Origin of the sequence: Methylobacterium sp. WL9 (assembly GCF_008040035.1) — a bacterium.
GTDB classification, from domain to species: Bacteria; Pseudomonadota; Alphaproteobacteria; order Rhizobiales; family Beijerinckiaceae; genus Methylobacterium; species Methylobacterium thuringiense.
Genome location: NZ_VRVE01000026.1, coordinates 24,398 through 45,244, shown reverse-complemented (window position 1 = coordinate 45,244; position 20,847 = coordinate 24,398). Strand labels below are relative to the sequence as shown.

Genomic DNA, 20,847 nt, shown 5'->3' with positions numbered 1-20,847 from the left:
CTGTGCGGGGAGGGACCGCGCGCCGCCGTCGGAGCCGCCGGCCGAGGCGGCTTCGTTCTTGAGACCGCGCAACGCCTCGTCCGGCGTCGGCAGGTCGGCGGCATAGGCGAGGCGCACCAGCGCCATCTCCGCCGCCGCGAGCGGGCGCGGCGCGGCCTGCACCTCCGGAATGGCCTTGAGCAGGATCTGCCAGGCGCGCGACAGCGCCCGGATCGAGAGCGTCTGGGCGAATTCGGCGCCGCGCGCGCGCTCGACGTCGCTGAGCGACGGATCGGCAGCCGCCGCCTCGGGCACCAGCTTAAGACGCGTCACGAGATGCGTGAAGCCGGCGAGATCCGAGAGCACCACGGCCGGGTCTGCCCCGGATTCGTACTGCCCCCGCAACTCCGAGAAGGTCGCCGGGATGTCCCCGCGCATGGCGGCCTGGAACAGGTCGACGATGCGGCCGCGATCGGCGAGCCCCAGCATGTCGCGAACCGATGCGCCGCTCACCGCGCCGGCCCCGTGCGCGATGGCCTGGTCGAGCAGCGAGAGGGCGTCGCGCACCGAGCCCTCGGCAGCGCGCACGATCGCGGCGACCGCCTTGGGCTCGGCTTCGACGTGCTCGGCTGCGCAGATCTTGTTGAGGTGCACCGAGAGCACATCCGCCTCGACGCGACGCAGGTCGAACCGCTGGCAGCGCGAGAGGATCGTCACCGGCACCTTGCGGATTTCGGTGGTGGCGAAGACGAATTTCGCGTGTGGCGGCGGCTCTTCGAGCGTCTTCAGGAAGGCGTTGAACGCCTTCTCCGAGAGCATGTGGACCTCGTCGACGATGTAGACCTTGTAGCGCGCCGAGACCGGCCCGTAGCGGATGCCGTCGATGATCCCGCGCACGTCGTCGATGCCGGTATGCGAGGCGGCGTCCATCTCCAGCACGTCGAGATGGCGCGACTCCATGATCGCCTGGCAGTGCAGGCCGAGTTCCGGCATCACCACGGTGGGGCCGGTATCGGGCTGGCCGGCCCGGACGTAGTTGAGGCCGCGGGCCAGGATGCGGGCAGTCGTCGTCTTGCCGACGCCGCGCACGCCGGTAAGCATCCAGGCCTGCGGTATCCTGTTCGCCTCGAAGGCGTTGGCCAGCGTGCGCACCATGGCGCCCTGGCCGATCAGGTCGTCGAAAGTCTGGGGGCGGTACTTGCGGGCGAGCACCCGGTAGGGCGTCGCGGCGGTCACCTGCGCGGGCGCCGGCATGCCGGGGAACCCCGGCTCGTCGATCAGCGTGCCGAGGGTGTCGTCCATGCCGCTTCGGATGTCGGTGGGTTGCCCTCGGGGGGCGCCGCTCTCGCCAAGGGCGAAGGTGGGAGGCTGGACGAAGACCCGCTCGGTCTCGTTAGGGCTGCTTCCTTCCGGACCTGACCCGGTTGGCGAGTGAAACGTCCCTCGCCAACCTCCCGCGCCGTATATGGCCGGGCCGCGCGGGCGATGCAAGCCGGTCCGCGCGGCTTCCGGGCGGAGGTTCGTCGGGGCGCCAGACCCGCCGTCATCCCCGCCCGCCTTGGCCGAAGCCCGGCCCCATCACTCTCCGTGTCTCTCCGACAGGGGAGGGACGGAGGGCGCCGCCGTGAAAAAGCTACTCGGCCTTGCGCTTCACGATTTCCAGCGTCTTCGGATCGAGCTTCAGGTCGGACTTCTTGCCGTCTGCACCGATCGCGTCGTCGACTTCGATGAAGCCGTCGTCGAGCTCGATCTCCTTCCACTTGGTGAAGCCCTCCTTCTTGAGGACGTCCTCCACCTTGGCCTGCTGATCGGCCGGCAGCTTCTCGTCGGCGAAGGCCGGGGCGGCGAAGGCGAGCGACAGGGCGAGGGCGGACAGGCCGAGTGTGCGAACCAGCATGAGGGTCTCCAGATCCGAGGGGAACGGCGTTCGAACGGTCGAGCGCCCGGAGGGTTCCGGACCCATCCCCTGCGAGACGGCGGCCTACGATTGTCACGGCACGCCGCCACGCCTAAGCTTCCGCCCCGCACAGGGGGCTCGCTTTTCGCCATGGTCACGCGCGTCGCCACCGTGGCCTTCGAGGGGATCGAGGCGCGCGCCGTCGACGTACAGGTCCAGATCGCGGCGGGCATCGTCGCGTTCAACGTCGTCGGGCTGGCCGACAAAGCAGTCGCGGAATCGCGCGAGCGGGTGCGCTCGGCGCTGATCGCGTCCGGTCTGGCGCTGCCGGCCAAGCGCATCACCGTGAACCTTGCCCCGGCCGACCTGCCGAAGGAAGGCTCGCATTACGACCTGCCGATCGCGCTGGCCGTGATGGGCGCCATCGGCGCGCTGCCCTCGGATGCGCTCGCCGGCTATTGCGTCCTCGGCGAACTGGCGCTCGACGGAACCATCACCCCGGTCGCTGGGGTGCTGCCGGCGGCGATGGCCGCAAATGCGCGCGGGCTCGGCCTGATCTGCCCCGCCGCCTGCGGGCCGGAAGCAGCCTGGGCGGCCAGCGACATGGACGTGCTGGCCCCGCGCTCGCTGATCCAGCTCGCCAACCACTTCAAGGGCAGCCAGGTCATGGCGCGGCCCGAGCCGGCCATCGCCGCATCGGGCGGCCCGCTGCCGGACCTGCGCGACATCAAGGGCCAGGAGGCCGCCAAGCGCGCCCTGGAGATCGCGGCCGCCGGGGGCCACAATCTGCTGTTCAACGGTCCGCCGGGAGCCGGAAAGTCGATGCTCGCCGCACGGCTTCCGTCGATCCTGCCGCCCCTGTCGCCGCGGGAATTGCTCGAAGTCTCGATGATCCAGTCGGTGGCCGGGCAGATCAAGGGCGGCGCGCTCTCGAACCGCCGGCCGTTCCGCCAGCCGCACCATTCGGCCTCGATGGCCGCGCTCGTCGGCGGCGGGCTCAATGCGCGGCCGGGCGAGGTCTCGCTCGCCCATGGCGGCGTGCTGTTTCTCGACGAGCTGCCGGAATTCGTGCCGCAGGTGCTCGATTCCCTGCGCCAGCCGATGGAGACGGGCGAGGTGATGATCGCTCGTGCGAATCACCGCGTCACTTATCCGGCCCGCTTCCAGCTCGTCGCCGCGATGAATCCGTGCCGCTGCGGGCAGGCGCTGGAGCCGGGCTATGCCTTCCGGCGCGGGCCGAACGAGCGCTGCATGGCACAGTACGGGGCACGCATCTCCGGGCCGCTGCTCGACCGCATCGACCTGCGCATCGAGGTGGGCGCGGTGTCCGCCGCCGACTTGATCCTACCGCCGCCCGCGGAGGGCTCGCGTGAGACCGCCGCCCGCGTCGCCGCCGCCCGCGAACGCCAGAGCACCCGCTATGCCGAACGGGGGCTGGGGCCCGCCATCACCAACGCCACCTGCCCGGCGACGGTCATCGAAGAAGTCGCCGCCCCCGACGCCGAGGGCACCGCCCTGATCCGCAACGCTGCCGAATCGATGCGCCTGTCGGCCCGGGGCTTCCACCGCACGCTGCGGGTGGCGCGGACCCTGGCCGATCTCGACGGGGAGGAGACGGTGCGGCGGCTCCATCTGGCGGAGGCCCTGTCGTACCGGGCGAGGGCGGACAAGCCGGCGACGGGCTGAAGCGATCCCGCAGGCAGGACGCGCCTCCGCAGCGCGAAGGACCGGAGGATCATCCCGCCACGAACGACCCGTTGCTCTGATCGAAATCCAGATAGGCCGTCTCGATCACGATCTGCGTCCGGCTGATCACTTCCAGCTTGCGTAGGATCTCGGAGACGTGGGCCTTCACGGTGGAATCGCCGACCTGGAGTTCGTGGGCGATCTGCTTGTTGAGCTTGCCCTGGCGGATCATCATCAGCACGCGCATCTGCTGCGGCGTGAGGAGCGCCACGCGCACGTCCAGCGGCGATTTCGTCCCGCGGGCCGGGTTCGGCTCGGGCGAGCCAGCCAGTTCCGGCGGCATGAACAGGGCACCGCTCATCACCTCGGAGATCGCGCGGGTCAGTGTCGCCTTGTCGACCGCCTTCGGCACGAAGCCGGCGGCACCGTGGCGGAGCGCCTCGCGCATGATGCGCGGATCTTCCAGCCCCGACACGATGAGGATCGGGATTCGCGGAAACCGGGTGCGGATGGTGACGAGGCCGTCGAAGCCGGTGACGCCCTGCATCGAGAGATCGAGCAGCATCAGGTCGATGGACGGCGTGGCGGCAAGCACCTCGCAGGCGGCGCGGATCCCGTCTGCCTCGCGCAGATGGGCCTGTGGGAAGGCGAGGGTGATCGCGCTGGCGAGCGCTTCCCGAAACAGCGGATGGTCGTCGATGATGAGAAGCTGCAACGCGAGGCCCTCCGGCCGGGCGTTCATACCCTCGCCCGCGGGCATCATATCTGCCCCCGACGGAGAAATCGTCCGGTTGGTTAATGCGCCCGGCTTTTCGGCCGGGTTCAGGCCGCGATCTGGCGCCGCGCCGACACCTCAGGCGGCCCGTCCTGGACGTACCGGTCGGCGTCCATCTTCGACATCGGCTTGCCGAAAAGGTAGCCCTGGCCGAAATCGCAGCCCTGGCCCTCCAGCCAGTCGAGGCTGCCGGAGCACTCGATGCCTTCGGCCGTCGTGACGAGCCCGAGGCTCGACCCGAGCTTGATGATCGCATCCACGAGCTTCGCGCGTTCGTCGCTCATGGTGATCGTGTTCACGTAGCTGCGGTCGATCTTGAGCTTGTCGAACTTCAGCTCGCGCAGGTGATACAGGCTCGAATAGCCGGTGCCGAAATCGTCGAGCGCGATGCGCACGCCGAGATTCTGCAAGGCGGTCAGGGTCGCGCGCGTCGCCTCAAGGTCGTGGATCAGGGCGCTCTCGGTGATCTCCACCTCGAGCCGGTTCGGCGGGAAGCCGGTCTCGTCGAGGATCGCGAGAATCTGCTCGGCGAGCCAACGGTCCTGAAACTGCTGCGGCGAGATGTTGACGGCGAGTTGGAGGTGCGGGGGCCAGGTCGCGGCGTCCCGGCAGGCGCGGCGGAGCAGGGCGTAGCAGAGATCGCCGATCATCCCGGTCTCCTCGGCGACCGAGATGAACTCGCTCGGCAGCAGCACGCCGCGTTCGGGATGCAGCCAGCGCGCGAGCACCTCGAACCCGATCAGCTCGCGGCCGGGCAGCGCGACGACCGGCTGGTAGAACGGCTCGATCTGCCCTTCGGTGATCGCCTTGCGCAGGTCGCGCTCCAGCAGGGCGCGGGCGCGAAGCTCCTCGTCCATCCCGCTCTCGAAGAAGCGATAGGTGCCGCGGCCGTCCTTCTTGCCCTGATACATGGCGAGATCGGCCGCATGCAGCGCGGCTTCCGCGTCGCCGACGGCACCGTTGGCCAGCGCGATACCGATGGTCGCGCCGATCTTCAGCTCCGAGCTCTGCCAGGTGATCGGGGCCGACAGCGTCGTGATCACGGCCTGGGCGAGGCGCGCGATCGTCTCGCTGCCGATGGACGACGGCAGCAGAGCCGCGAACTCGTCGCCCCCGAGTCGGGCGGCGATGCTGCCGGGTGGAAGCACCTGTTCGAGGCGTTCGGCGACGGTGCAGAGCACGACGTTGCCAGCGGCATGTCCGTAGAGGTCGTTGATCGGCTTGAAGCGGTCGAGGTCGATCAGGAGTACGGCCGCGGCCGCTCCCTCGGGAACGCGCCGGAATGCGGCGTCAACGCCCTCGACGAAGCGGCGGCGGTTGGCGAGGCCGGTCAGGGAATCGTGGCGCGCGACCGACGCGGCCTGACCCTCCGCGAGGTCCCGCTCGCGCATCGTCCGGCGCAGCCTCAGGGACTTGTGGACGCTGGCCATGAAGGCCGCGATCCCGACGAAGAAACCGAGCATCACGATGTCGGACAGACCGTAATCGATCATCACGGCATCCAGCAGGCGGAAGGCGCCGAGCTGGATCCCGGCGATCCAGCCGCAGACGCCGATCATCATCAGGCAGAGAACTTCGTAGAGTTCGGTCTCGCCCCAGCTCACCCGCTTTGCCACGCAACGCCTCCCTGCCTGAAATCAAGGAACGGGCAAGGCAATTAACGTATGTCTAATTCTCTCGCCCTCGCCGGCGCGAACCGGCGATCGGCCGCGTCGAACTGTCTAAATGGTGACCGAAGGCTCAACGGCCGGCCTCAAGTCCGTCCAAGTCTTGCGGACGCCCGAATTCGCGATACCCGCGCCGCCATTCCATGACGTCCGGGTCGGATCGGGACGCCGCGTCGCCCCGAAGGACCACGACGTGCGGGACGTCTTCCGCCGGGCGGCGTCCCGAGGGCCGTCCGGGCCGCGATTGCCAGGGTTCTGCGATGCGGACATATAGTTCCGTCGCGAAGATCCGCCGGACGCGGTCCCTCGCGCGTGGGAACGAAGCAGTGATGCAGGCAACGCAGATGCGCGCGCATCTCTGCGGGATCCAGACGGCCTGGACGGATGCCTCCGACGCGCGGGAGGCCGTCGAGGCCGTCGCGTCCGTGATCGATCGTGCGTCGATCGGGCATCTGCTCGTGTTCTTCTCGCCCGCCTATTCCACCGCCGAGCTCACCGCGGCCATCGCCGAGCAGTTTCCCGGCGTCGGCCTCGCCGGATGCAGCACCTCCGGCGGGATATGCCCGGCCGGCGCGATCGATCGCGGCTTCGTCGTCATCGCCTTCCCGCGCGAGGGGTTTCGTATCGTTTCGGGCGTGCTCACCGAGATCGACCGGCTCGACGTCGAGACCACAGCTTCCTCCGTCAGGGCGCTGCGCCGCGCCCTCGACCAGGGCCGGCCCGACCGCGATCCCGGCCAGCGCTTCGCCCTGTCGCTCATCGACGCCCTGGCGAATGCCGAGGAGACCGTCGTCTCCGCCGTGGCCTGGGCGCTCGACGGCATCCCCCTCGTTGGCGGTTCGGCCGGCGACGACCTCGCCTTCGCCGGAACCGTGCTGATCCACGACGGCGGGATCCACACCAATGCGGCCGTGCTGATCCTCGTCGAGACCGACTTTCCGGTCCGGATCTTCAAGAGCGACAATTTCGAGCCGACCTCGCAGAAGTTCGTGGTGACCGCCGCCTCGGAGGAGAATCGCCGGGTCCACGAGCTGAACGCCGAACCCGCCGCGCACGAATACGCCATGGCGGTCGGGCTCGACCCCGAGCATCTGACGCCGATGAGCTTCGCGGCCTATCCGCTCGCGGTGAAGATCGGCGGTGAATACTATTGCCGCTCGATCAGCCGGCTCGACCCGGACGGCTCGCTGACCTTCTTCTGCGCGATCAGCGAGGGCGCGGTGCTGACGCTGGCCCAGCCGCGCGACATCGTCGAGGCGACCCGGGCCGAGCTGGCGAGCCTCGACACGGCGCTCGGCGGGATCGACGTGGTGATCGGCTTCGACTGCGTGCTGCGCCGGCTCGATGCGGAGAGCCGGCAGGTCCGCCACAAGATCTCGGACCTCTACCGGCGCTACGGCGTCGTGGGGTTCGAAACCTACGGCGAGCAATATCGCTCGATGCACCTCAACCAGACCTTCACCGGCATCGCCATCGGCCGCGGCAACGCCGCCTGATGTCGGCCGGAGACGCTACAGCCGCCGATCCGCCGCCGGCCGGCACCGTCGAGGCGCTGGGCCGGCGCGTGTACAAGCTCGAGCGCATCAACGCCTCGCTGATGGCCCATGTCGAGCGGGCCATGGACCAGCAGGGCGGCGCCTACTCGCTGTTCCAGACCGCGATCACCCTCGAAGGCCGGGTCCGCTCGCGCACCGAGGAGCTGACGGCGCTGATGCACAGCCTGGAGCGCTCGAACGAGGCGCTGCAGGCCGCCAAGGAGGAGGCCGAGACCGCCAACCGCTCCAAGACCCGCTTCCTTGCCGCCGCGAGCCACGACCTGCTGCAGCCGCTCAACGCTGCCCGCCTCTCGCTCTCGGCGCTGACGGACCTCGCGCCGAGCCATGAGGCGCAGACTATCGCCGGACAAGTGGAGCGGGGTCTCCAAACCATCGAGGACCTGATCAAGACGCTGATCGACATCTCGAAGCTCGATGCCGGCGTGGTGCACCCGGTGCCGAAATCGGTGCGGCTCGCCGACCTCGTCGCCAATATCGAGGCGAGCTTTCGCCCGTTCGCAGAGCGCAAGGATTTGCGCCTCGTCACCCGCTGCCGCGACGTCGTGGTCGAGACCGATATCGTGCTGCTGCAGCGCATCCTGCAGAACCTCGTCTCGAACGCCGTCCGCTACACGGAGCGCGGCGGCGTGCTCATCGCGGTGCGGCGCCGGGGACAACACTGCCGCATCGACGTGGTCGATACTGGCCGCGGCATTCCGGTCTCCGAGCAGTCGCTGGTCTTCGAGGAGTTCTATCGCGGCAGCAAGGATACCGACGACGCCGAAGTGAGCCTCGGGCTGGGGCTCGGCCTGTCGATCGTGCAGCGCATGGCGAGCGCGCTCGGCCACACGATCACGCTGCATTCGCGGGTCGGCCACGGCACGCGGATCACCATCGACCTGCCCTGCGGCAAGACGCGGCCCGACGCGCCGGTGCGCATCGCGCCCGTGGCCACGACGCTGACCGGCGCCCGCGTCCTCGTCGTCGAGAACGACGCCTCGACCGCCGAGGCGCTGGAGCGCCTTTTGACGAACTGGGACGCGCAGGTGCGCACCCACCGCGACCTCGCCGGCGTCGCCGAGGCCCTGCGTACCGGCATGAAGCGGCCGGACGTGATGATCATCGACTACCACCTCGACGACGGCACCTGCGGCCTCGACGTGGTGGCCTATCTGCGCCGCACGCAGGGGTGGGTGACGCCCGTGATCGTCACGACGGCCGATTACGGCAACGCGATCGAACGTCAGGTCATCGAGACCGGCGCCGAACTCGTCCACAAGCCGATCAAACCGGCGCAGCTTCGCTCGCTCCTCGCCTACATGCTCGCCTGAACCTCTCCCGCGCTCTGGACGGAATCGGGTGGCCTGTGCCATTCAGCTTCGACGGCAGACCCAAACCTCGCGATCGTCGTGAGCGAAGACGGCACTGCCGCATGCGGGCGTGGTGGAACTGGTAGACGCGCCGGACTCAAAATCCGGTTCCGCAAGGAGTGTCGGTTCGATTCCGACCGCCCGCACCACTTTTTTCGATGTCTGCGCCCGCCATCTTGCTTCGGCCGAAGCATCGGATTGCCGCCGAATCTGTCAACGACGCTTTACATCGCCCGCTCGCGGCGGTTGGATGCGCTTCGAGAACGGGCTGGCCGTTGAAGCCAGCAGCTTCGGAGTGACGTGGACGTGTTCGGAATGGTTCTGCGCCCAAGCGAGCCATCGTGACTGCGGTTCACGCCGAGACCCACATGGCCTCCGCCCCGCCGGTCTGGGCGCCCGCGGTCGCCGACGCAGCCCCGCGAGACCTCTGCACAGATTGCGGCGTCTCGCGCATGGACGACGCCCGGCGTTGCGGACGGGCCTGCCAGTTCATCAAGCCGGATTACGCTGCGCTGGAGACCAGGGTCCACGGCCGGGCGCGCGATCCGGAGCGGACCGACGAGCGCTTCTTCGGTCCGTTCCGGCGGATGCTGCGGGCGAGCCTCGTGCGGCCCATCGACGGCGCGCAATGGACCGGGATCGCCACGCGCCTCGCGGAGCGCCTGCTGGAGACCGGGGCGGTCGACGCCGTTCTCGCCATGGCGCCCGACCCGGACGACCGCTGGCGGCCGATGCCCGTGCTAGTGACCAAGGCCGAGGGCATGGCCTCCTGCCGCGGCATGCGCATGGGCTACGCGCCGCTGCTGGCGCTGCTCGAACCGGCGCGGGCGCGAGGTTACCGCCGTCTCGCGATCATCGGCATTCCCTGCCAAGTCTACGCGCTGCGAGCGTTGGAGACGGAACTCGGCTTCGAGCGGCTCTACGTCATCGGCACGCCCTGCTCGGACAACACCACCACCGAGCGCTTTCACGACTTCCTCGCGCTGCTGAGCGATGCGCCCGAGACCATCGTCTATCTCGAATTCCGGGCCGATTATCACGTGGAGCTGCGCTTCGCCGACGGTCGGGTGAAGGAAATCCCGTTCCTGCAATTGCCGATCTCGCAATTGCCGCCGGATTTCTTCCCGCTGACCTGCCGCACCTGCGTGGACTATACCAACGTGCTCGCCGACATCACCGTCGGCTATATGGCGGGCCAGGGCGAGCAATGGCTGATCGTGCGCAACGCGCGCGGCGAGGAGCTGCTTGATCTTCTTGGAGATGAAGTTCGCACGCAGGCACCGGGCAGCGCCGGCAAGCGCCAGGGGGCGGTGAAGGGCTTCATGGCCAATGTCGAGCGCGCGGCCGGCGGGCTGCCGCTGCGGCGCATGCCGAACTGGGTCCGTCCCATCGTCGGCTGGATGATGCCGCGGTTCGGTCCGCGCGGGCTCGAATTCGCCCGCACCCGCGTCGAGATGAAGGCCGTCGAGACGGTGCTGCACCTGCGCCGCGAGGTGCCCCGGCGTCTGCGCCACATGGTGCCGCCGCATGTCTGGGCGCTGGTCGAACCCTATGGGCTGAGGCCGCATGCGGACGAGTTGCCCCGCGGCGAGCGCCGTCTCGATGAATCGTGAGGAGCCGGAGATGCAGGGCGTGACCACGACCGCCAGGACCTATCCCGCCCCGTCGGCCGTGCTCGAACTCCTCAAGCCGGTGACGTGGTTCCCGCCGATGTGGGCCTTCGGTTGCGGCGTGGTCGCGTCGGGGGTGCCGCTCGCCGGCAACTGGGGCATCGCCCTCGTCGGCATCCTGCTGGCGGGTCCCCTGGTCTGCGCCACGAGCCAGGCGGTGAACGACTGGTACGACCGCGAGGTCGACGCGATCAACGAACCGCACCGGCCGATCCCCTCGGGACGCATTCCCGGCTCCTGGGGCTTCTTCATCGCCGTGGCGTGGACGGGGCTGTCGCTGCTGGTGGCGGCGAGCCTCGGTCTCTGGGTCTTCGTCGCCGCGGTCGTCGGGCTGGCCCTGGCCTGGGCCTACAGCGCGCCGCCGCCGCGGCTGAAGCGGAACGGCTGGTGGGGTAACGCCGCCTGCGGGCTCTGCTACGAGGGGCTCGCCTGGGTCACCGGCGCGGCGGTGATGATCGGCGGCGCGCTGCCGCCGGCCCCGACCCTGATCCTCGCGTTCCTCTACAGCGCGGGCGCCCACGGCATCATGACCCTAAACGACTTCAAGTCGATCCGGGGGGACCTGCAGATGGGCATCCGCTCCCTGCCGGCGATGCTCGGGCCGGAGCGCGCCGCCCGCGTCGCCTGCTGGGTCATGGCCGTGCCGCAGGTCGTGGTGATCGGGCTGCTGCTGTCGTGGGGCCGGCCGATCGAGGCGGGGATCGTCGCCACCTTCCTGCTCGGCCAGATCGCGATGATGCGGCGCTTCCTGAAGGCGCCGAGCGAGCGGGCGATCTGGTACAGCGGCTTCGGCGTGCCGCTCTACGTGTTCGGCATGCTGGCGAGCGCCTTCGCGATTCGCGGGATCGTGGCGTAGCGCGGCGTCGTCCGTTGCCTCCCGGACGACGAATGCTCTATCTCCCCGCGACACCAACAAAAAACTGGAGAGAACGCCATGGTCCTGATCAGCGTGATGTATCCCGCCGGAGCCGGCACGCGCTTCGACATGGACTACTATCTCAAGAAGCACATGCCCCTGGTGAGCGAGCGCTGGTCCGCCCAGGGCCTGCACGGCTACGAGGTGATCAAGGGCGTCGCCACGCCGGACGGCACGACGCCGCCTTTCCAGGTGATCGCGCTGCTGCGCTTCGAATCGGCCGAGGCCTTCAAGGCGGCCGCCGCGGCGAACGGCCCGGAGATCTTCGGCGACATTCCGAACTTCACCGACACCCAGGCCGCCGTCCAGATCAACGACTTCGCCGAGTAGGGCAGGCCTTCCCCCGATGATCGACGTCATACAGCAGGTCCGGGGGAGCAATCCGTCGCTCCCCACGACCATCATCGTGCTGCGTTCGGATTCCCGCGCACTCGCCGACCCCGAAACCCTGATGCCGGAGGCCCAGGCCTGGATCGACGAGAAGACGCCGGGCGCCCGGCTCTCGCGGGAATCGGTGCTGCTCGCACCGTATCCCGGCGCGATGCCGACCGAACGCAAGGTCACGGTTCTGGCTTTCACCGACGCCCGCCACCTCGCGGCCTTCGCGACGGCCTGGACGGCGGACCCGATCCCCGAAGGCGAGGACTGAGCCTGAGAGGCCCCGATCCGATTGCATCGGCTCGGGGCCTCTCAGCTCTCGTTCTGCCGCGCTTTCTTTCGACCGACGGCATCCCCCCGGTCGGAGAGCGTTCTAGGCCGCGCGAAGCGCCTGGATCGTCCGGATCGTGCCGCCGCGCAAAGCTGTGAGGCGGCGGATCAGGGGACCGAGATCGTCGCCGGCATGGCAGGCGGTCTCGACCTCGCGGCAGAGCGCCGAGAGGCCGGCGAAGCCGAGGATGCCGGCCGCCGAGATCATGGCATGCGCATCGTGTGCGAGCTGGTCCCTGTCGACCTCCGCCTGCCTGCCCAGGTCCATCGCCGCGAAGCGGGCGCGCAATTCGGCCTCGAGCAGCATCAGCAGCGATTGCGTCCGCTCCGGCCCCATGCGGTCCCGGATGCTGGCGAAGGCGTCCGCATCGAGGATCGTCTCGCCGCGCTCGGTCTCCTCCGGATGCAGCGTGGCCGGAGCCGCCTGGTCGCGGCGCCGGGCGCGCTCGCGGCCGACCCAGAGATCGATGGCCGCGTAGAGCTCCGGCCGCTTGAACGGCTTCCCGACATGGTCGTTCATGCCGGCATCCTGCAGATCGTCGATCTGCCGTGGCAGCACGTTCGCCGTCATCGCGACGATCGGCACCTGGCCGGCATGGCCGGGCATGGTGCGGATCAGGCGTGTCGCCGTCAGGCCGTCCATGCCGGGCATCTGCACGTCCATCAGGACGAGGTCGTAGGGATCCGATCCGTTCGCCGCGGCCCGGACCCGGGCGACCGCGTCGGCACCGTCGTCCACGACGTCGACCCGGTAACCCTTGACCTCCAGAACCGCGCGAGCGAGCTCCTGGTTGATCCGCACGTCCTCGACGAGGAGTAGGTGTACCCGGGGCTCGCCGTCCTCGCTCTCGGGTACGGCCGCAGTGGCGACGGGGCACACGGCGGCGTCGGCGAGATCCGGCACGCCCTCGCGCCGCGGCAAAGCCAGGGTGAACCAGAAGGTCGAGCCGATGCCGGCCTCGCTCTCGACGCCGATCTCGCCGCCCATCATCGTCAGCAGATGCCGGCAGATGGCGAGCCCGAGGCCGGAGCCGCCGAAGCGTCGGCTGATCGAACCGTCGACCTGGCTGAAGCGCTTGAACAGCCGCTCCAACTGCTCCGGGGCGATGCCGATGCCGGTATCGGTGACCGTGAAGCGCATCGCCTCCGCCGTCTCGCCCGTCGGCAGGATGCGTTGGCCCTCGTGCGTGACCGCGAGCGTCACCGAGCCGGTCGGCGTGAACTTCATCGCGTTGTTCAGGAGGTTGAGCAGTACCTGCCGCAGGCGGTTGGCATCGCCGAACACGAAATCCGGCAGGGCCGGATCGATCCGGCATTCGATCGCGAGCGGGCTCTTGAGGGCGCTGCCGCGCACGATCGAGACCGTGTTGTCGACGAGCCCGTGCAGCGGAAAGGCGATCGGATCGAGTTCGAGCTGGCCCGCCTCGATCTTCGAGAAGTCGAGGATGTCGTTGACGACCGTCAGCAGCGCCGCGCCCGAGCCCTGAATCAGTTCCAGCCGGCGGCGATCCTCCGGCGTGTGTCGCTGGGCTTCGAGGAGCAGGTCCGCGTAGCCGAGGATGCCGTTCAACGGCGTACGGATCTCGTGGCTCATGGCCGCGAGAAAATCGCTCTTGGCCTCGCTGGCGCGCTCGGCCTCGGCACGGGCCGCCTCCGCCGCCGCCGTCGCCGCCTGGAGCGCGGCTTCCGCGCGCTTGCGTTCGGTCACATCGAAACTCAGGCCGACCATGCGGGTCGGCCGGCCGGCGGCGTCGTAGAGCGCGCGGCCGCAGACATGCATCCAGCGCTCGGACACGCCGGCGACGATCCGGTACTCGGCAACGTAATCCTCGCGCAGATCGACGGCCCGGCGAACCGAGTCCCAGACGATGCTGCGGTCGTCGGGATGGACCATGCCCGTCCAGGCCGCGGCCGGCATCGCGACCGGGCCGTCGTCGGGCAGGCCGTAGAGCCGCTGGTGCTCGCGGTCGAGGGCGACGACCCCCGTCAGCATGTCGTAGTCCCACGCCCCCGCGTCGGCGGCTTCCTGGGCGAGGCGCAGGAGGTCGCCGGTCTCCTGGAGACGCCTCTGCGTCGTGATGATGTCGTCGACGTCGAGCGCCGTGCCGAGCCATTCCGCCGCCGCCCCGTCATCCGACGGCGCGATCGGGATCATCACGATCCGGTGCCAGCGGTAGACGCCGTCGTGCCGGCGCAGCCGCACCTCGACGTTGAACGGCGTGCCGTCGGTCCGTGCCTGCCGCCAGGCCGCATCGAGGCGCTCGGCGTCGTCGGGATGGGCACGGTCGCGGCGGTCGGACCGCTCGCGGCCGATTGGGCCGTAATACTCGTTGAACCAGGTATTGGCGTAGGTCGCCGTACCGTCCACGGTGCGCGCGGCCCAGACCAGGAGCGGCAACGCCTCGGCGAGAATCCGATAGCGCGCCTCGCTGCGGGCCAGCGCCGCTTCCGCGGCCTTGCGCTCGGTGATGTCGAGGACGGTGCCGAACAGTCCGGTGACGTTCCCCTCCGGCCCGGTCTCGCAGATCCCGCTCACCGTGACGTCGCGGATCTCTCCGTCGGGACGCAGGACCCGCGCCTCGTAGGCGTAGCCGGTACCGGCCTGCATGGCATTCTGAACGATGGCGGAGACATGCGCGCGGTCGTCCGGATGGTAGACCTCGGTCAGCGCGCTGCCGAGCAAGGGCACCGGCGAGCCCGGCTCGAGGCCGAGGATGCCGTAGGTCCCGTCGGACCAGACCGGCCTGCCGTCGGAGAGGGCGACCCGCCAATGGCCGACATGCGCCATGCTCTCGGCCAGCGTCAGCAGCCGGTTGGCATCGCCGAGGGCGGCCTCCCGGATGCGGAGCTGGGACGCCTGGGCCTCGATCACCTGTTCGCGGGCCGTGCGGGCCGCGGCTTCGTGCTCGCGCAGGGCGTTGGCCTCCTGCAGGTGCAGGTGGGCGACGACGATTTCGGCGAGGTCGCGCAGGGCCGCCGCGTCGTCATCGGAGAAGGCACGCGGCGTCGTGTCGACGAGGCAGAGGGCGCCCACCCGGATGCCCGAGCGCAGGATCAACGGAGCGCCGGCATAGAAGCGGAGATTGGCCGCGCCGGCCACCAGATCGCTTGCCGCGAAGCGTGGATCCCGGCTGGCGTCGGAGACGACGAAGACGGCGTCGCTGCGGATCGTGTGGTCGCAGAAGGCCTCCGAGCGCGGCAGATTCTGCGGCATCAGCGGGCAGGCGGTCTTGAGCCATTGCCGGTCGGATTCGACCAGCGACACGAAGGCCGCCGGCACGGAGAACAGGCGCTTGGCCGTGCGGCAGACGGCCTCGAAATGCTCTTCCGGCGGCGTGTCGAGGATATGCAGGCCGCGGAGTGCGGCGAGACGATCCGCTTCTCCGAACGCAGACATAGTCACCTGATGAGGGCTCCCGGCATCGCGCACCCGACGCACGTTCCGTGTCTGCGCGCGCAGCCGTTAACGGGATCGGTAATTAACGATGATTAACGCGTCGTTAATGGCCCAGATTCGGTCTGTGGAGCGCGCGCGTTGCGGGCGAGCCAAAGCAATCGGGCGGCCTCCATACCCCAGACCATGCCCAGCATCATGTAGACGTGGCGCCATTTCTCGATGTCGATCTGCATCGCCTGCAGGAAGAACATCAGCAGCGCCGGCCAGACCACCTGCGCGTGGGCACGCAGCGGCGTCCGGCAGGTCGTCAGCCTGAAGCCGACATGCGCCGTCGCCAGGACGAGTACGATGAAGACTGCGCCGCCGAACCAGCCGCCGTTGGCGAAGCTTCCGATATAGGAATTGTGCGGCTCCAGCTGGAAGATCAGCCGCCAATGCATCGGGCCCATGCCGAAGGGTCGTTCGAGCAGCATGGCGATGCCGCGCAGCTGGTTGCCGAAGCGCCCGGTCTCGCCCTCGTCGTAGTCCTGCGTCACCGAGGCGCGGCTCTCGAACATCTTGGCGACGTGGTCGACCGAGAGCAGCCCGATCACCGCGACGATCCCGAGCGCGACGGTGACGAGGGTCAGGGTCACGATGCGTCGGCGCAGCCGGGCCGAATCGCTGGTGCGGTACACCGTGAGGACCATCAGCCCGGTCGCCACCACCGTCCCGCCCCAGGAGCCGCGGGAGAAGGACAGGAAGATGCCCGTGAGGATGATCAGCAGCCCCACGAACGACAGCAGCGGCCGCCGGGTCGTGCCGGTGAGGAGGGCATGCATCAGGTAGAGCGCGCCGAGCGTCAGGAACGAGCCGAACACGTTCGGATCCTGGAAGGTGCCCGACGCGCGGCCGTACTTGTAGAAGAGGTCCTCGATGCCGAGCACCTGCAGGTAGCCGACGATGCCGAGGAAGGCCGAGAAGACGCAGCTCGCCGTGTAGGCCTTGAGCGCGAGATCCATGCGGTTCTCGGTGTCGTCGGAGAACAGCATGGCGAAGAAGATGCCGGTGAGCACGAGATAGACGAGCTGGATCGTCCAGGTGACCGGGAACGGCTCGGCCAGATACGGCATCAGGCTGGTGCCGATCGCCACGAGGTAGAGCAGCAGCAGACCGAACAGGGGCATCACGCCACGATGCAGCCGGATGCCGAGCGCGAACCACAGCGCCATCGTCGGGAAGGCGACGACGTCGTAGGGCGCGACGTCGGAGAAAGCGAAGCAGGCGAAGAAGATGAACGCCGCGAGCAAGACCTTCGCGAACCCCGTGAGGGCCGCGACGACCGGGATCTCGGCCCAGGCGCCCGCGCTGTCGCGCGAGGGCAGGGCGGCGGCCGTGGACGGCATGGCTCGACGCACTCCGCTTATCCGCCCGACGCAACACCCGGAACGCCGTCCCGCTCACGCGCGGTCCCGTACAGGCTCCGATACAATCATCGAATGGTTGAGATTCATGAAAGACGCCGAGGAACCGGCGTCAGGCAGCCGCCCGGCGCAAGGGCTGGATGCGGTCGATCTCAGGGCCGATCTCGCGGGCCAGGGTATCCATCTCGAAGCTTTGTTGGAGGTTGAGCCAGAATTGCGGCGTGGTGCCGAAGTACCGTCCAAGCCGAAGCGCCGTATCGGTGGTGATGCCGATGCCTTCCGCGGCAACGCGCTCGATCCGTGTGCGGGGCACGCCGCAGGCGCGCGCGACCACGCCGGCCGACAGACCGAGAGGGATCAGAAATTCCTCACGCAGCACTTCGCCAGGGTGCAGCGGCGGCAGGATTTTGTCAGTCTCGTACGCGATGCCCATCACGGGACTCCTCTTGAGCTGGACGTTACCCGCTAGTGATAATCGACGATCTCCACGTCGGCCGGTCCGAGTGCGGTCCAGCGGAAGCAAACCCGGAACTGGTCGTTGATCCAGATGGCATGCTGTCCGGCGCGATCATCCTTCAACGGATGGAGCCTGTTACCCGGCGGTTCCTTGAGATCGGCCAGTTCGCCAGCTGCATGGACCATCCTCAGCTTGCGCCGAGCCGTCTTGAGAAGATTGGCTGGGAAGCCTTTCGGATGCCGGCCACGAAATACCGCTTCCGTCACCGGATCGATAAAGCCCTGGATCGGCAACGTCGCGCACCCAATGACCCGAACATGCGCAGTATCACTGAGTGAGACATATCCGTCAAGAATTTGTATCACTTCGTGATCGACAGGGCGGCAACAGGCCGGCAGTGCGATACTTTGCGGAGAGCTGAACCCAAGGGCGTTTCCCGAGAATCCTTGGGACGTCCGAACATCTCGGGCGTTGCCCCTCTTTAGGAGGCCGCATGAAGAATCCCGTGATGAGCTTCTGGCTCTCTTCCGCCAACCAGGCCGCCGGCTGGTGGATGGGCCACGCCGCCAATGCCGTCCGGGCGCAGCAGCGCGCGGCGGTCAGTGAGATGACGAAGGCCGTCGCCGGCGCCAAGCCGAAGCGCAGGCGGCGCGTGAAGCGGAAGACGGCGTCGGTCCGCCGCTAAGCCGGCCCCCCCGCCCGTCGCGGGACGTCGGCCTACCGTACCGCCGTCTCGTCGGCCATCGTGCAGTGATGATCGAGCAGCCACTCGGTGTGGCTGTCGCCTGCCCGATAGGCGAGGAGAAAGGCGCCTTGGACCGGATCGTCCGCCGCCGTGACGACCATGGCGAAGCTCGTGCGCCGCAGGTCGTGCGGCCCCGGCAGCCGCGCGAGTTCCGCGAACGGGTTGAGGCCGTCGAGGGATGCCGCAGGGACCAGCCTGCCATAATAGCGCTCGTCTTCGAGCGGGAAGGGCAGCGGCCGCCACTCGCCGGTGAAGGTCCCGGCATTGGCGTGGAGCGCCGCGCGCACCGCCGGCCGAACGCAGTCGAGGTGGATGTGCAGCTGGTCCTGCGACCGGCCGCCCCGCGAATTCACCGCCATCGCCACGTCACGCAGGTCGAGACGACCCTTCAGGGCGTCAGTGACATGGAAGCGGGCCTCCATCGCCGCGCCCCAATAGGCGGCGCCCGCCGGGCCGCGCAGGGACGCCTCTTCGAGGCCGACGACCTTGGCGGTCGGCATCACCACGACCTCGGTCTTCAGGAGCGGCGCCTTCAGTACCGCGAAACCGGGTTTCTCGGAGCTGCCGGGGTCGACCCGGAGGCAGGGGAAGGGCTTTCCGAAGGTGGATTGCGCCGCGACGCAGGTCCGCGTCACCACCCACAACGTGTCGCGCGTCACCCCGGCGGCGGCCGCGCTGGCGGCGGCGAGCAGGACGAGCGAGGCGAGGGCGGCGCGCATGGATCCGTGTACCGCGCAGGGCCGGCCCGCGCATAGGTCACCCACGGCGAAACGGCCCGCCGGCTTCGATCCCAATGCAAGTACGGCCGGCACACCCGGCTGCACGCGGAGCCCTGGACATTTCAACGCCGGGCTGTCTCCCTCCGGCCCGGAAAAGCAGGAAGCGGGAAAAACGGATGCTGTCCAAGTTGCGGAGGTTGGCCGACGGCCACACCGTTCACGTCTGGGACCGGGCCGAAGCCGGCGTCTGGGGCGATCCGCTAGCGACCCTCGAACGGGTGGCCGAGCGCTGGCGCCGGTATCGCAGCGCCACGGTCGACCCGGCCGTGACGGAGCACGACGACATGCTGGCCGAGCAGCCCGGCGGCGACGCCGCATACCGGCAAATCGGGGAATCGGCCCTGCGCGTCATCGCCGAGGCGATGATCCTGTCCGGCCGCACGCAGTTCGACACGATCCTCGACCTGCCCTGCGGCGGCGGACGAGTGACGCGCCATCTCGCGCAATTCTTCCCCGATGCGGACATCCACGTCGCCGACATCGATGCGGCGAAGCAGGAAGCCGTGGTCAAGCAGTTCGCCGCGACACCCTTCGCCTTCCCGCATGATTTCCGGGGTAGCCCGAACCGAAGCTTCGATCTCGTCTTCGTCGGTTCGCTGCTGACGCATTTCGATCGGAAGCTATTCGAGCGCGCCCTCGACTTCTTCATCAAGGCCCTGTCCCGGGGCGGTATCGCCGTGCTGACCACGCATGGCCGCAACAATGCCGCCGAGGTCGTCCGTTCGCCGTCGTTCCCGGAATTCAAGGCGAAGCAATTCGAGTTCATTCGGCACATCGAGGATACGAAGGCGAAGATCAAAACGAACTTCGATCCCGAAAAGGCGATCGTCGAGCAATTCCGGAAGGACGGCTTCGGATACTTTGCGACGCCGATCCATTCGTCCCTCTACAAGCAGAGCTACGGCGGATCGTTCTCGTCGCCGTCCTGGCTGCTGCGGCGGATCGAACGGCGGGCCGACTGCGCGGTGCTCGGATTCAAGGAGCGAAGCTACGGAAACATGCAGGACGTGCTGATCCTGCAGAAGCTCTGATCGGGCGGACGACGGCATCGACGGGCCGGCGCTTCGCGGGCGATGTGCCGCGCAGCGAAACAAATGGCCGCGTTCGCCGTTCGTGACACGCAGAGGGAGATCATCGATGGACCGCGAACGCGACCGCGACGCAGCAACGAGCCTGATCGAGGAGCACGACGAGAAGGTCGGCCGCGACACGCCGGATCGGGACCGGCCCGGCCAGGGCGACCCGTCCAGCAAGCCGGTCGACAGCCAGAAGCCGCCGCCGAAGACCGACAAGACCTCTGAGGAGGACGAAGCGCCCCGGAGCTCCGACCCGAGCCCGTTCGCGCCGCGCTGAACCTTGCCGAACGATCGAGTCCAAGCCGCCGTACCGCCTCGCAGGGGCAGACGGCGGCTTTTTCGCAAATAGGGACGGCATCGGCCTCAGGGTCGGGAGATCGGTTGCAGGGCGAGGACGTCAGACCGGATCGCCATCGTCCAGCCGCCCGCGCACGAAGCCGCGCGAGATGAGCCGGCTGCGTTCCCGTGCACGGCGTTCGCCCTCCATCAGGTCGGAGAGCGCGTCGGTGACGGCGCAACGCAGGGCCAACCCGGCATCGCCCTGGGCAGTCTCGAGATAGGCGCAGACGATGGTCTCGATCGGACAGGAAGGCTGTGCCTCCCGTCCGGTTGGCGCGTTCGTCGGCATGAACCTGTCCTTCGACTCGAATTAGAACGAAAGAAGAACACGCCATGAGGCCGATGGTTCGGTCAACCGTCGGATTGGCGGTTTCCGACGACGGCGACGCCGCAGCCGCCATGCGCGGTTTACCCCTTGCCGAGCTAAGCCGCCGACCGCGCCGGCGCC

20 protein-coding genes, 1 tRNA gene and 1 other RNA gene are annotated in these 20,847 nt (G+C 68.7%); 11 read left to right on the top strand and 11 right to left on the bottom strand.

Going from position 1 to position 20,847, the window contains the following annotated elements; genetic code table 11:
* The 3 genes from FV217_RS10555 to FV217_RS10545 form a co-directional block, all read right to left on the bottom strand.
* Positions 1-1,281 (bottom strand): DNA polymerase III subunit gamma/tau (locus FV217_RS10555; RefSeq protein WP_147817137.1); only part of this gene is annotated, 1,281 nt, incomplete at its 3' end.
* Between the two features lie 56 nt (positions 1,282-1,337).
* An RNA gene (gene ffs, locus FV217_RS10550) (signal recognition particle sRNA small type) lies at positions 1,338-1,436 on the bottom strand.
* A 176-nt stretch (positions 1,437-1,612) separates the two neighbouring features.
* Positions 1,613-1,876 (bottom strand): PepSY domain-containing protein, encoded by a 264-nt coding sequence (locus tag FV217_RS10545; protein WP_147817136.1) that lies wholly within the window; start codon positions 1,874-1,876, stop codon positions 1,613-1,615.
* Between the two features lie 150 nt (positions 1,877-2,026).
* Here FV217_RS10545 and FV217_RS10540 point away from each other — a divergent pair, with 150 nt between their 5' ends.
* Positions 2,027-3,562, top strand: a complete 1,536-nt coding sequence (locus FV217_RS10540; RefSeq protein ID WP_147817135.1) for a YifB family Mg chelatase-like AAA ATPase — start codon at positions 2,027-2,029, stop codon at positions 3,560-3,562.
* A 49-nt stretch (positions 3,563-3,611) separates the two neighbouring features.
* Here FV217_RS10540 and FV217_RS10535 read toward each other — a convergent pair whose 3' ends face one another.
* Both FV217_RS10535 and FV217_RS10530 read right to left on the bottom strand, forming a co-directional pair.
* Positions 3,612-4,322 carry a response regulator transcription factor gene (locus FV217_RS10535; protein ID WP_147817145.1) on the bottom strand — a complete coding sequence of 237 codons (711 nt, stop codon included), beginning with the start codon at positions 4,320-4,322 and terminating at the stop codon, positions 3,612-3,614.
* Between the two features lie 62 nt (positions 4,323-4,384).
* Complete coding sequence (locus FV217_RS10530; protein WP_147817144.1) at positions 4,385-5,899, bottom strand: EAL domain-containing protein; 1,515 nt, start codon at positions 5,897-5,899, stop codon at positions 4,385-4,387.
* A 431-nt stretch (positions 5,900-6,330) separates the two neighbouring features.
* Between FV217_RS10530 and FV217_RS10525 the strand changes: the two genes are divergently transcribed.
* From FV217_RS10525 to FV217_RS10495, 7 genes are all read left to right on the top strand, one after another.
* Entirely contained in the window at positions 6,331-7,500 is a 1,170-nt protein-coding gene (locus FV217_RS10525) for an FIST N-terminal domain-containing protein (RefSeq protein ID WP_147817134.1), read from the top strand.
* Complete coding sequence (locus FV217_RS10520; RefSeq protein ID WP_147817133.1) at positions 7,500-8,870, top strand: hybrid sensor histidine kinase/response regulator; 1,371 nt, start codon at positions 7,500-7,502, stop codon at positions 8,868-8,870. Before FV217_RS10525 ends, FV217_RS10520 begins: the two co-directional genes overlap by 1 nt.
* A 103-nt stretch (positions 8,871-8,973) precedes the next feature.
* Positions 8,974-9,058: transfer RNA gene (locus tag FV217_RS10515), tRNA-Leu, on the top strand.
* A 219-nt stretch (positions 9,059-9,277) separates the two neighbouring features.
* The gene (locus FV217_RS10510; RefSeq protein ID WP_147817143.1) at positions 9,278-10,522 is read left to right on the top strand and encodes a Coenzyme F420 hydrogenase/dehydrogenase, beta subunit C-terminal domain; all 1,245 of its coding nucleotides are present in this window, start codon (positions 9,278-9,280) and stop codon (positions 10,520-10,522) included.
* A complete protein-coding gene (chlG, locus tag FV217_RS10505; protein WP_238230557.1) occupies positions 10,512-11,435 on the top strand; it encodes a chlorophyll synthase ChlG in 924 nt (307 codons plus the stop codon). The genes FV217_RS10510 and chlG overlap by 11 nt, the downstream gene beginning before the upstream one ends.
* Before the next feature lie 78 nt (positions 11,436-11,513).
* Positions 11,514-11,825 carry an EthD family reductase gene (locus tag FV217_RS10500; RefSeq protein ID WP_147817131.1) on the top strand — a complete coding sequence of 104 codons (312 nt, stop codon included), beginning with the start codon at positions 11,514-11,516 and terminating at the stop codon, positions 11,823-11,825.
* Between the two features lie 16 nt (positions 11,826-11,841).
* Positions 11,842-12,144 carry a hypothetical protein gene (locus FV217_RS10495; RefSeq protein ID WP_147817130.1) on the top strand — a complete coding sequence of 101 codons (303 nt, stop codon included), beginning with the start codon at positions 11,842-11,844 and terminating at the stop codon, positions 12,142-12,144.
* Between the two features lie 102 nt (positions 12,145-12,246).
* On the opposite strand, the gene FV217_RS10490 is transcribed toward FV217_RS10495, so the two are convergent.
* From FV217_RS10490 to FV217_RS10475, 4 genes are all read right to left on the bottom strand, one after another.
* Positions 12,247-15,600 (bottom strand): PAS domain-containing protein, encoded by a 3,354-nt coding sequence (locus FV217_RS10490; RefSeq protein WP_147817142.1) that lies wholly within the window; start codon positions 15,598-15,600, stop codon positions 12,247-12,249.
* A 92-nt stretch (positions 15,601-15,692) separates the two neighbouring features.
* The gene (locus tag FV217_RS10485) at positions 15,693-16,985 is read right to left on the bottom strand and encodes an O-antigen ligase family protein (protein ID WP_147817129.1); all 1,293 of its coding nucleotides are present in this window, start codon (positions 16,983-16,985) and stop codon (positions 15,693-15,695) included.
* Between the two features lie 130 nt (positions 16,986-17,115).
* A complete protein-coding gene (locus FV217_RS10480; RefSeq protein ID WP_147817128.1) occupies positions 17,116-17,436 on the bottom strand; it encodes a HigA family addiction module antitoxin in 321 nt (106 codons plus the stop codon).
* Positions 17,437-17,468: 32 nt separating this feature from the next.
* Positions 17,469-17,753 carry a type II toxin-antitoxin system RelE/ParE family toxin gene (locus FV217_RS10475; RefSeq protein ID WP_147817127.1) on the bottom strand — a complete coding sequence of 95 codons (285 nt, stop codon included), beginning with the start codon at positions 17,751-17,753 and terminating at the stop codon, positions 17,469-17,471.
* 200 nt (positions 17,754-17,953) lie between these two features.
* Between FV217_RS10475 and FV217_RS10470 the strand changes: the two genes are divergently transcribed.
* A complete protein-coding gene (locus tag FV217_RS10470) occupies positions 17,954-18,145 on the top strand; it encodes a hypothetical protein (RefSeq protein ID WP_147817126.1) in 192 nt (63 codons plus the stop codon).
* Between the two features lie 32 nt (positions 18,146-18,177).
* Here the strand turns inward: FV217_RS10470 and FV217_RS10465 are convergent, their stop codons facing one another.
* Entirely contained in the window at positions 18,178-18,924 is a 747-nt protein-coding gene (locus FV217_RS10465) for a CDP-diacylglycerol diphosphatase (protein WP_147817125.1), read from the bottom strand.
* 176 nt (positions 18,925-19,100) lie between these two features.
* Between FV217_RS10465 and FV217_RS10460 the strand changes: the two genes are divergently transcribed.
* Positions 19,101-20,015, top strand: a complete 915-nt coding sequence (locus FV217_RS10460; protein ID WP_187272516.1) for a class I SAM-dependent methyltransferase — start codon at positions 19,101-19,103, stop codon at positions 20,013-20,015.
* 106 nt (positions 20,016-20,121) lie between these two features.
* Positions 20,122-20,337, top strand: a complete 216-nt coding sequence (locus FV217_RS10455; protein ID WP_147817123.1) for a hypothetical protein — start codon at positions 20,122-20,124, stop codon at positions 20,335-20,337.
* A gap of 120 nt (positions 20,338-20,457) precedes the next feature.
* On the opposite strand, the gene FV217_RS10450 is transcribed toward FV217_RS10455, so the two are convergent.
* Positions 20,458-20,688 carry a hypothetical protein gene (locus FV217_RS10450; RefSeq protein WP_147817122.1) on the bottom strand — a complete coding sequence of 77 codons (231 nt, stop codon included), beginning with the start codon at positions 20,686-20,688 and terminating at the stop codon, positions 20,458-20,460.
* Positions 20,689-20,847: the final 159 nt, after the last annotated feature.

What these genes read in the sequence shown, in the direction of transcription:
- FV217_RS10470 (WP_147817126.1), top strand. Translation starts at nt 17,954, where the DNA reads ATGAAGAATCCCGTGATGAGCTTCTGGCTCTCTTCCGCCAACCAGGCC.
- FV217_RS10540 (WP_147817135.1), top strand. Translation starts at nt 2,027, where the DNA reads ATGGTCACGCGCGTCGCCACCGTGGCCTTCGAGGGGATCGAGGCGCGC.
- FV217_RS10465 (WP_147817125.1), bottom strand. Translation starts at nt 18,924, where the DNA reads ATGCGCGCCGCCCTCGCCTCGCTCGTCCTGCTCGCCGCCGCCAGCGCG.
- FV217_RS10455 (WP_147817123.1), top strand. Translation starts at nt 20,122, where the DNA reads ATGGACCGCGAACGCGACCGCGACGCAGCAACGAGCCTGATCGAGGAG.
- FV217_RS10490 (WP_147817142.1), bottom strand. Translation starts at nt 15,600, where the DNA reads ATGTCTGCGTTCGGAGAAGCGGATCGTCTCGCCGCACTCCGCGGCCTG.
- FV217_RS10495 (WP_147817130.1), top strand. Translation starts at nt 11,842, where the DNA reads ATGATCGACGTCATACAGCAGGTCCGGGGGAGCAATCCGTCGCTCCCC.
- FV217_RS10500 (WP_147817131.1), top strand. Translation starts at nt 11,514, where the DNA reads ATGGTCCTGATCAGCGTGATGTATCCCGCCGGAGCCGGCACGCGCTTC.
- FV217_RS10450 (WP_147817122.1), bottom strand. Translation starts at nt 20,688, where the DNA reads ATGCCGACGAACGCGCCAACCGGACGGGAGGCACAGCCTTCCTGTCCG.
- FV217_RS10480 (WP_147817128.1), bottom strand. Translation starts at nt 17,436, where the DNA reads ATGGGCATCGCGTACGAGACTGACAAAATCCTGCCGCCGCTGCACCCT.
- FV217_RS10510 (WP_147817143.1), top strand. Translation starts at nt 9,278, where the DNA reads ATGGCCTCCGCCCCGCCGGTCTGGGCGCCCGCGGTCGCCGACGCAGCC.
- chlG (WP_238230557.1), top strand. Translation starts at nt 10,512, where the DNA reads ATGAATCGTGAGGAGCCGGAGATGCAGGGCGTGACCACGACCGCCAGG.
- FV217_RS10460 (WP_187272516.1), top strand. Translation starts at nt 19,101, where the DNA reads ATGCTGTCCAAGTTGCGGAGGTTGGCCGACGGCCACACCGTTCACGTC.
- FV217_RS10535 (WP_147817145.1), bottom strand. Translation starts at nt 4,322, where the DNA reads ATGCCCGCGGGCGAGGGTATGAACGCCCGGCCGGAGGGCCTCGCGTTG.
- FV217_RS10545 (WP_147817136.1), bottom strand. Translation starts at nt 1,876, where the DNA reads ATGCTGGTTCGCACACTCGGCCTGTCCGCCCTCGCCCTGTCGCTCGCC.
- FV217_RS10530 (WP_147817144.1), bottom strand. Translation starts at nt 5,899, where the DNA reads ATGATGATCGGCGTCTGCGGCTGGATCGCCGGGATCCAGCTCGGCGCC.
- FV217_RS10485 (WP_147817129.1), bottom strand. Translation starts at nt 16,985, where the DNA reads ATGCCGTCCACGGCCGCCGCCCTGCCCTCGCGCGACAGCGCGGGCGCC.
- FV217_RS10520 (WP_147817133.1), top strand. Translation starts at nt 7,500, where the DNA reads ATGTCGGCCGGAGACGCTACAGCCGCCGATCCGCCGCCGGCCGGCACC.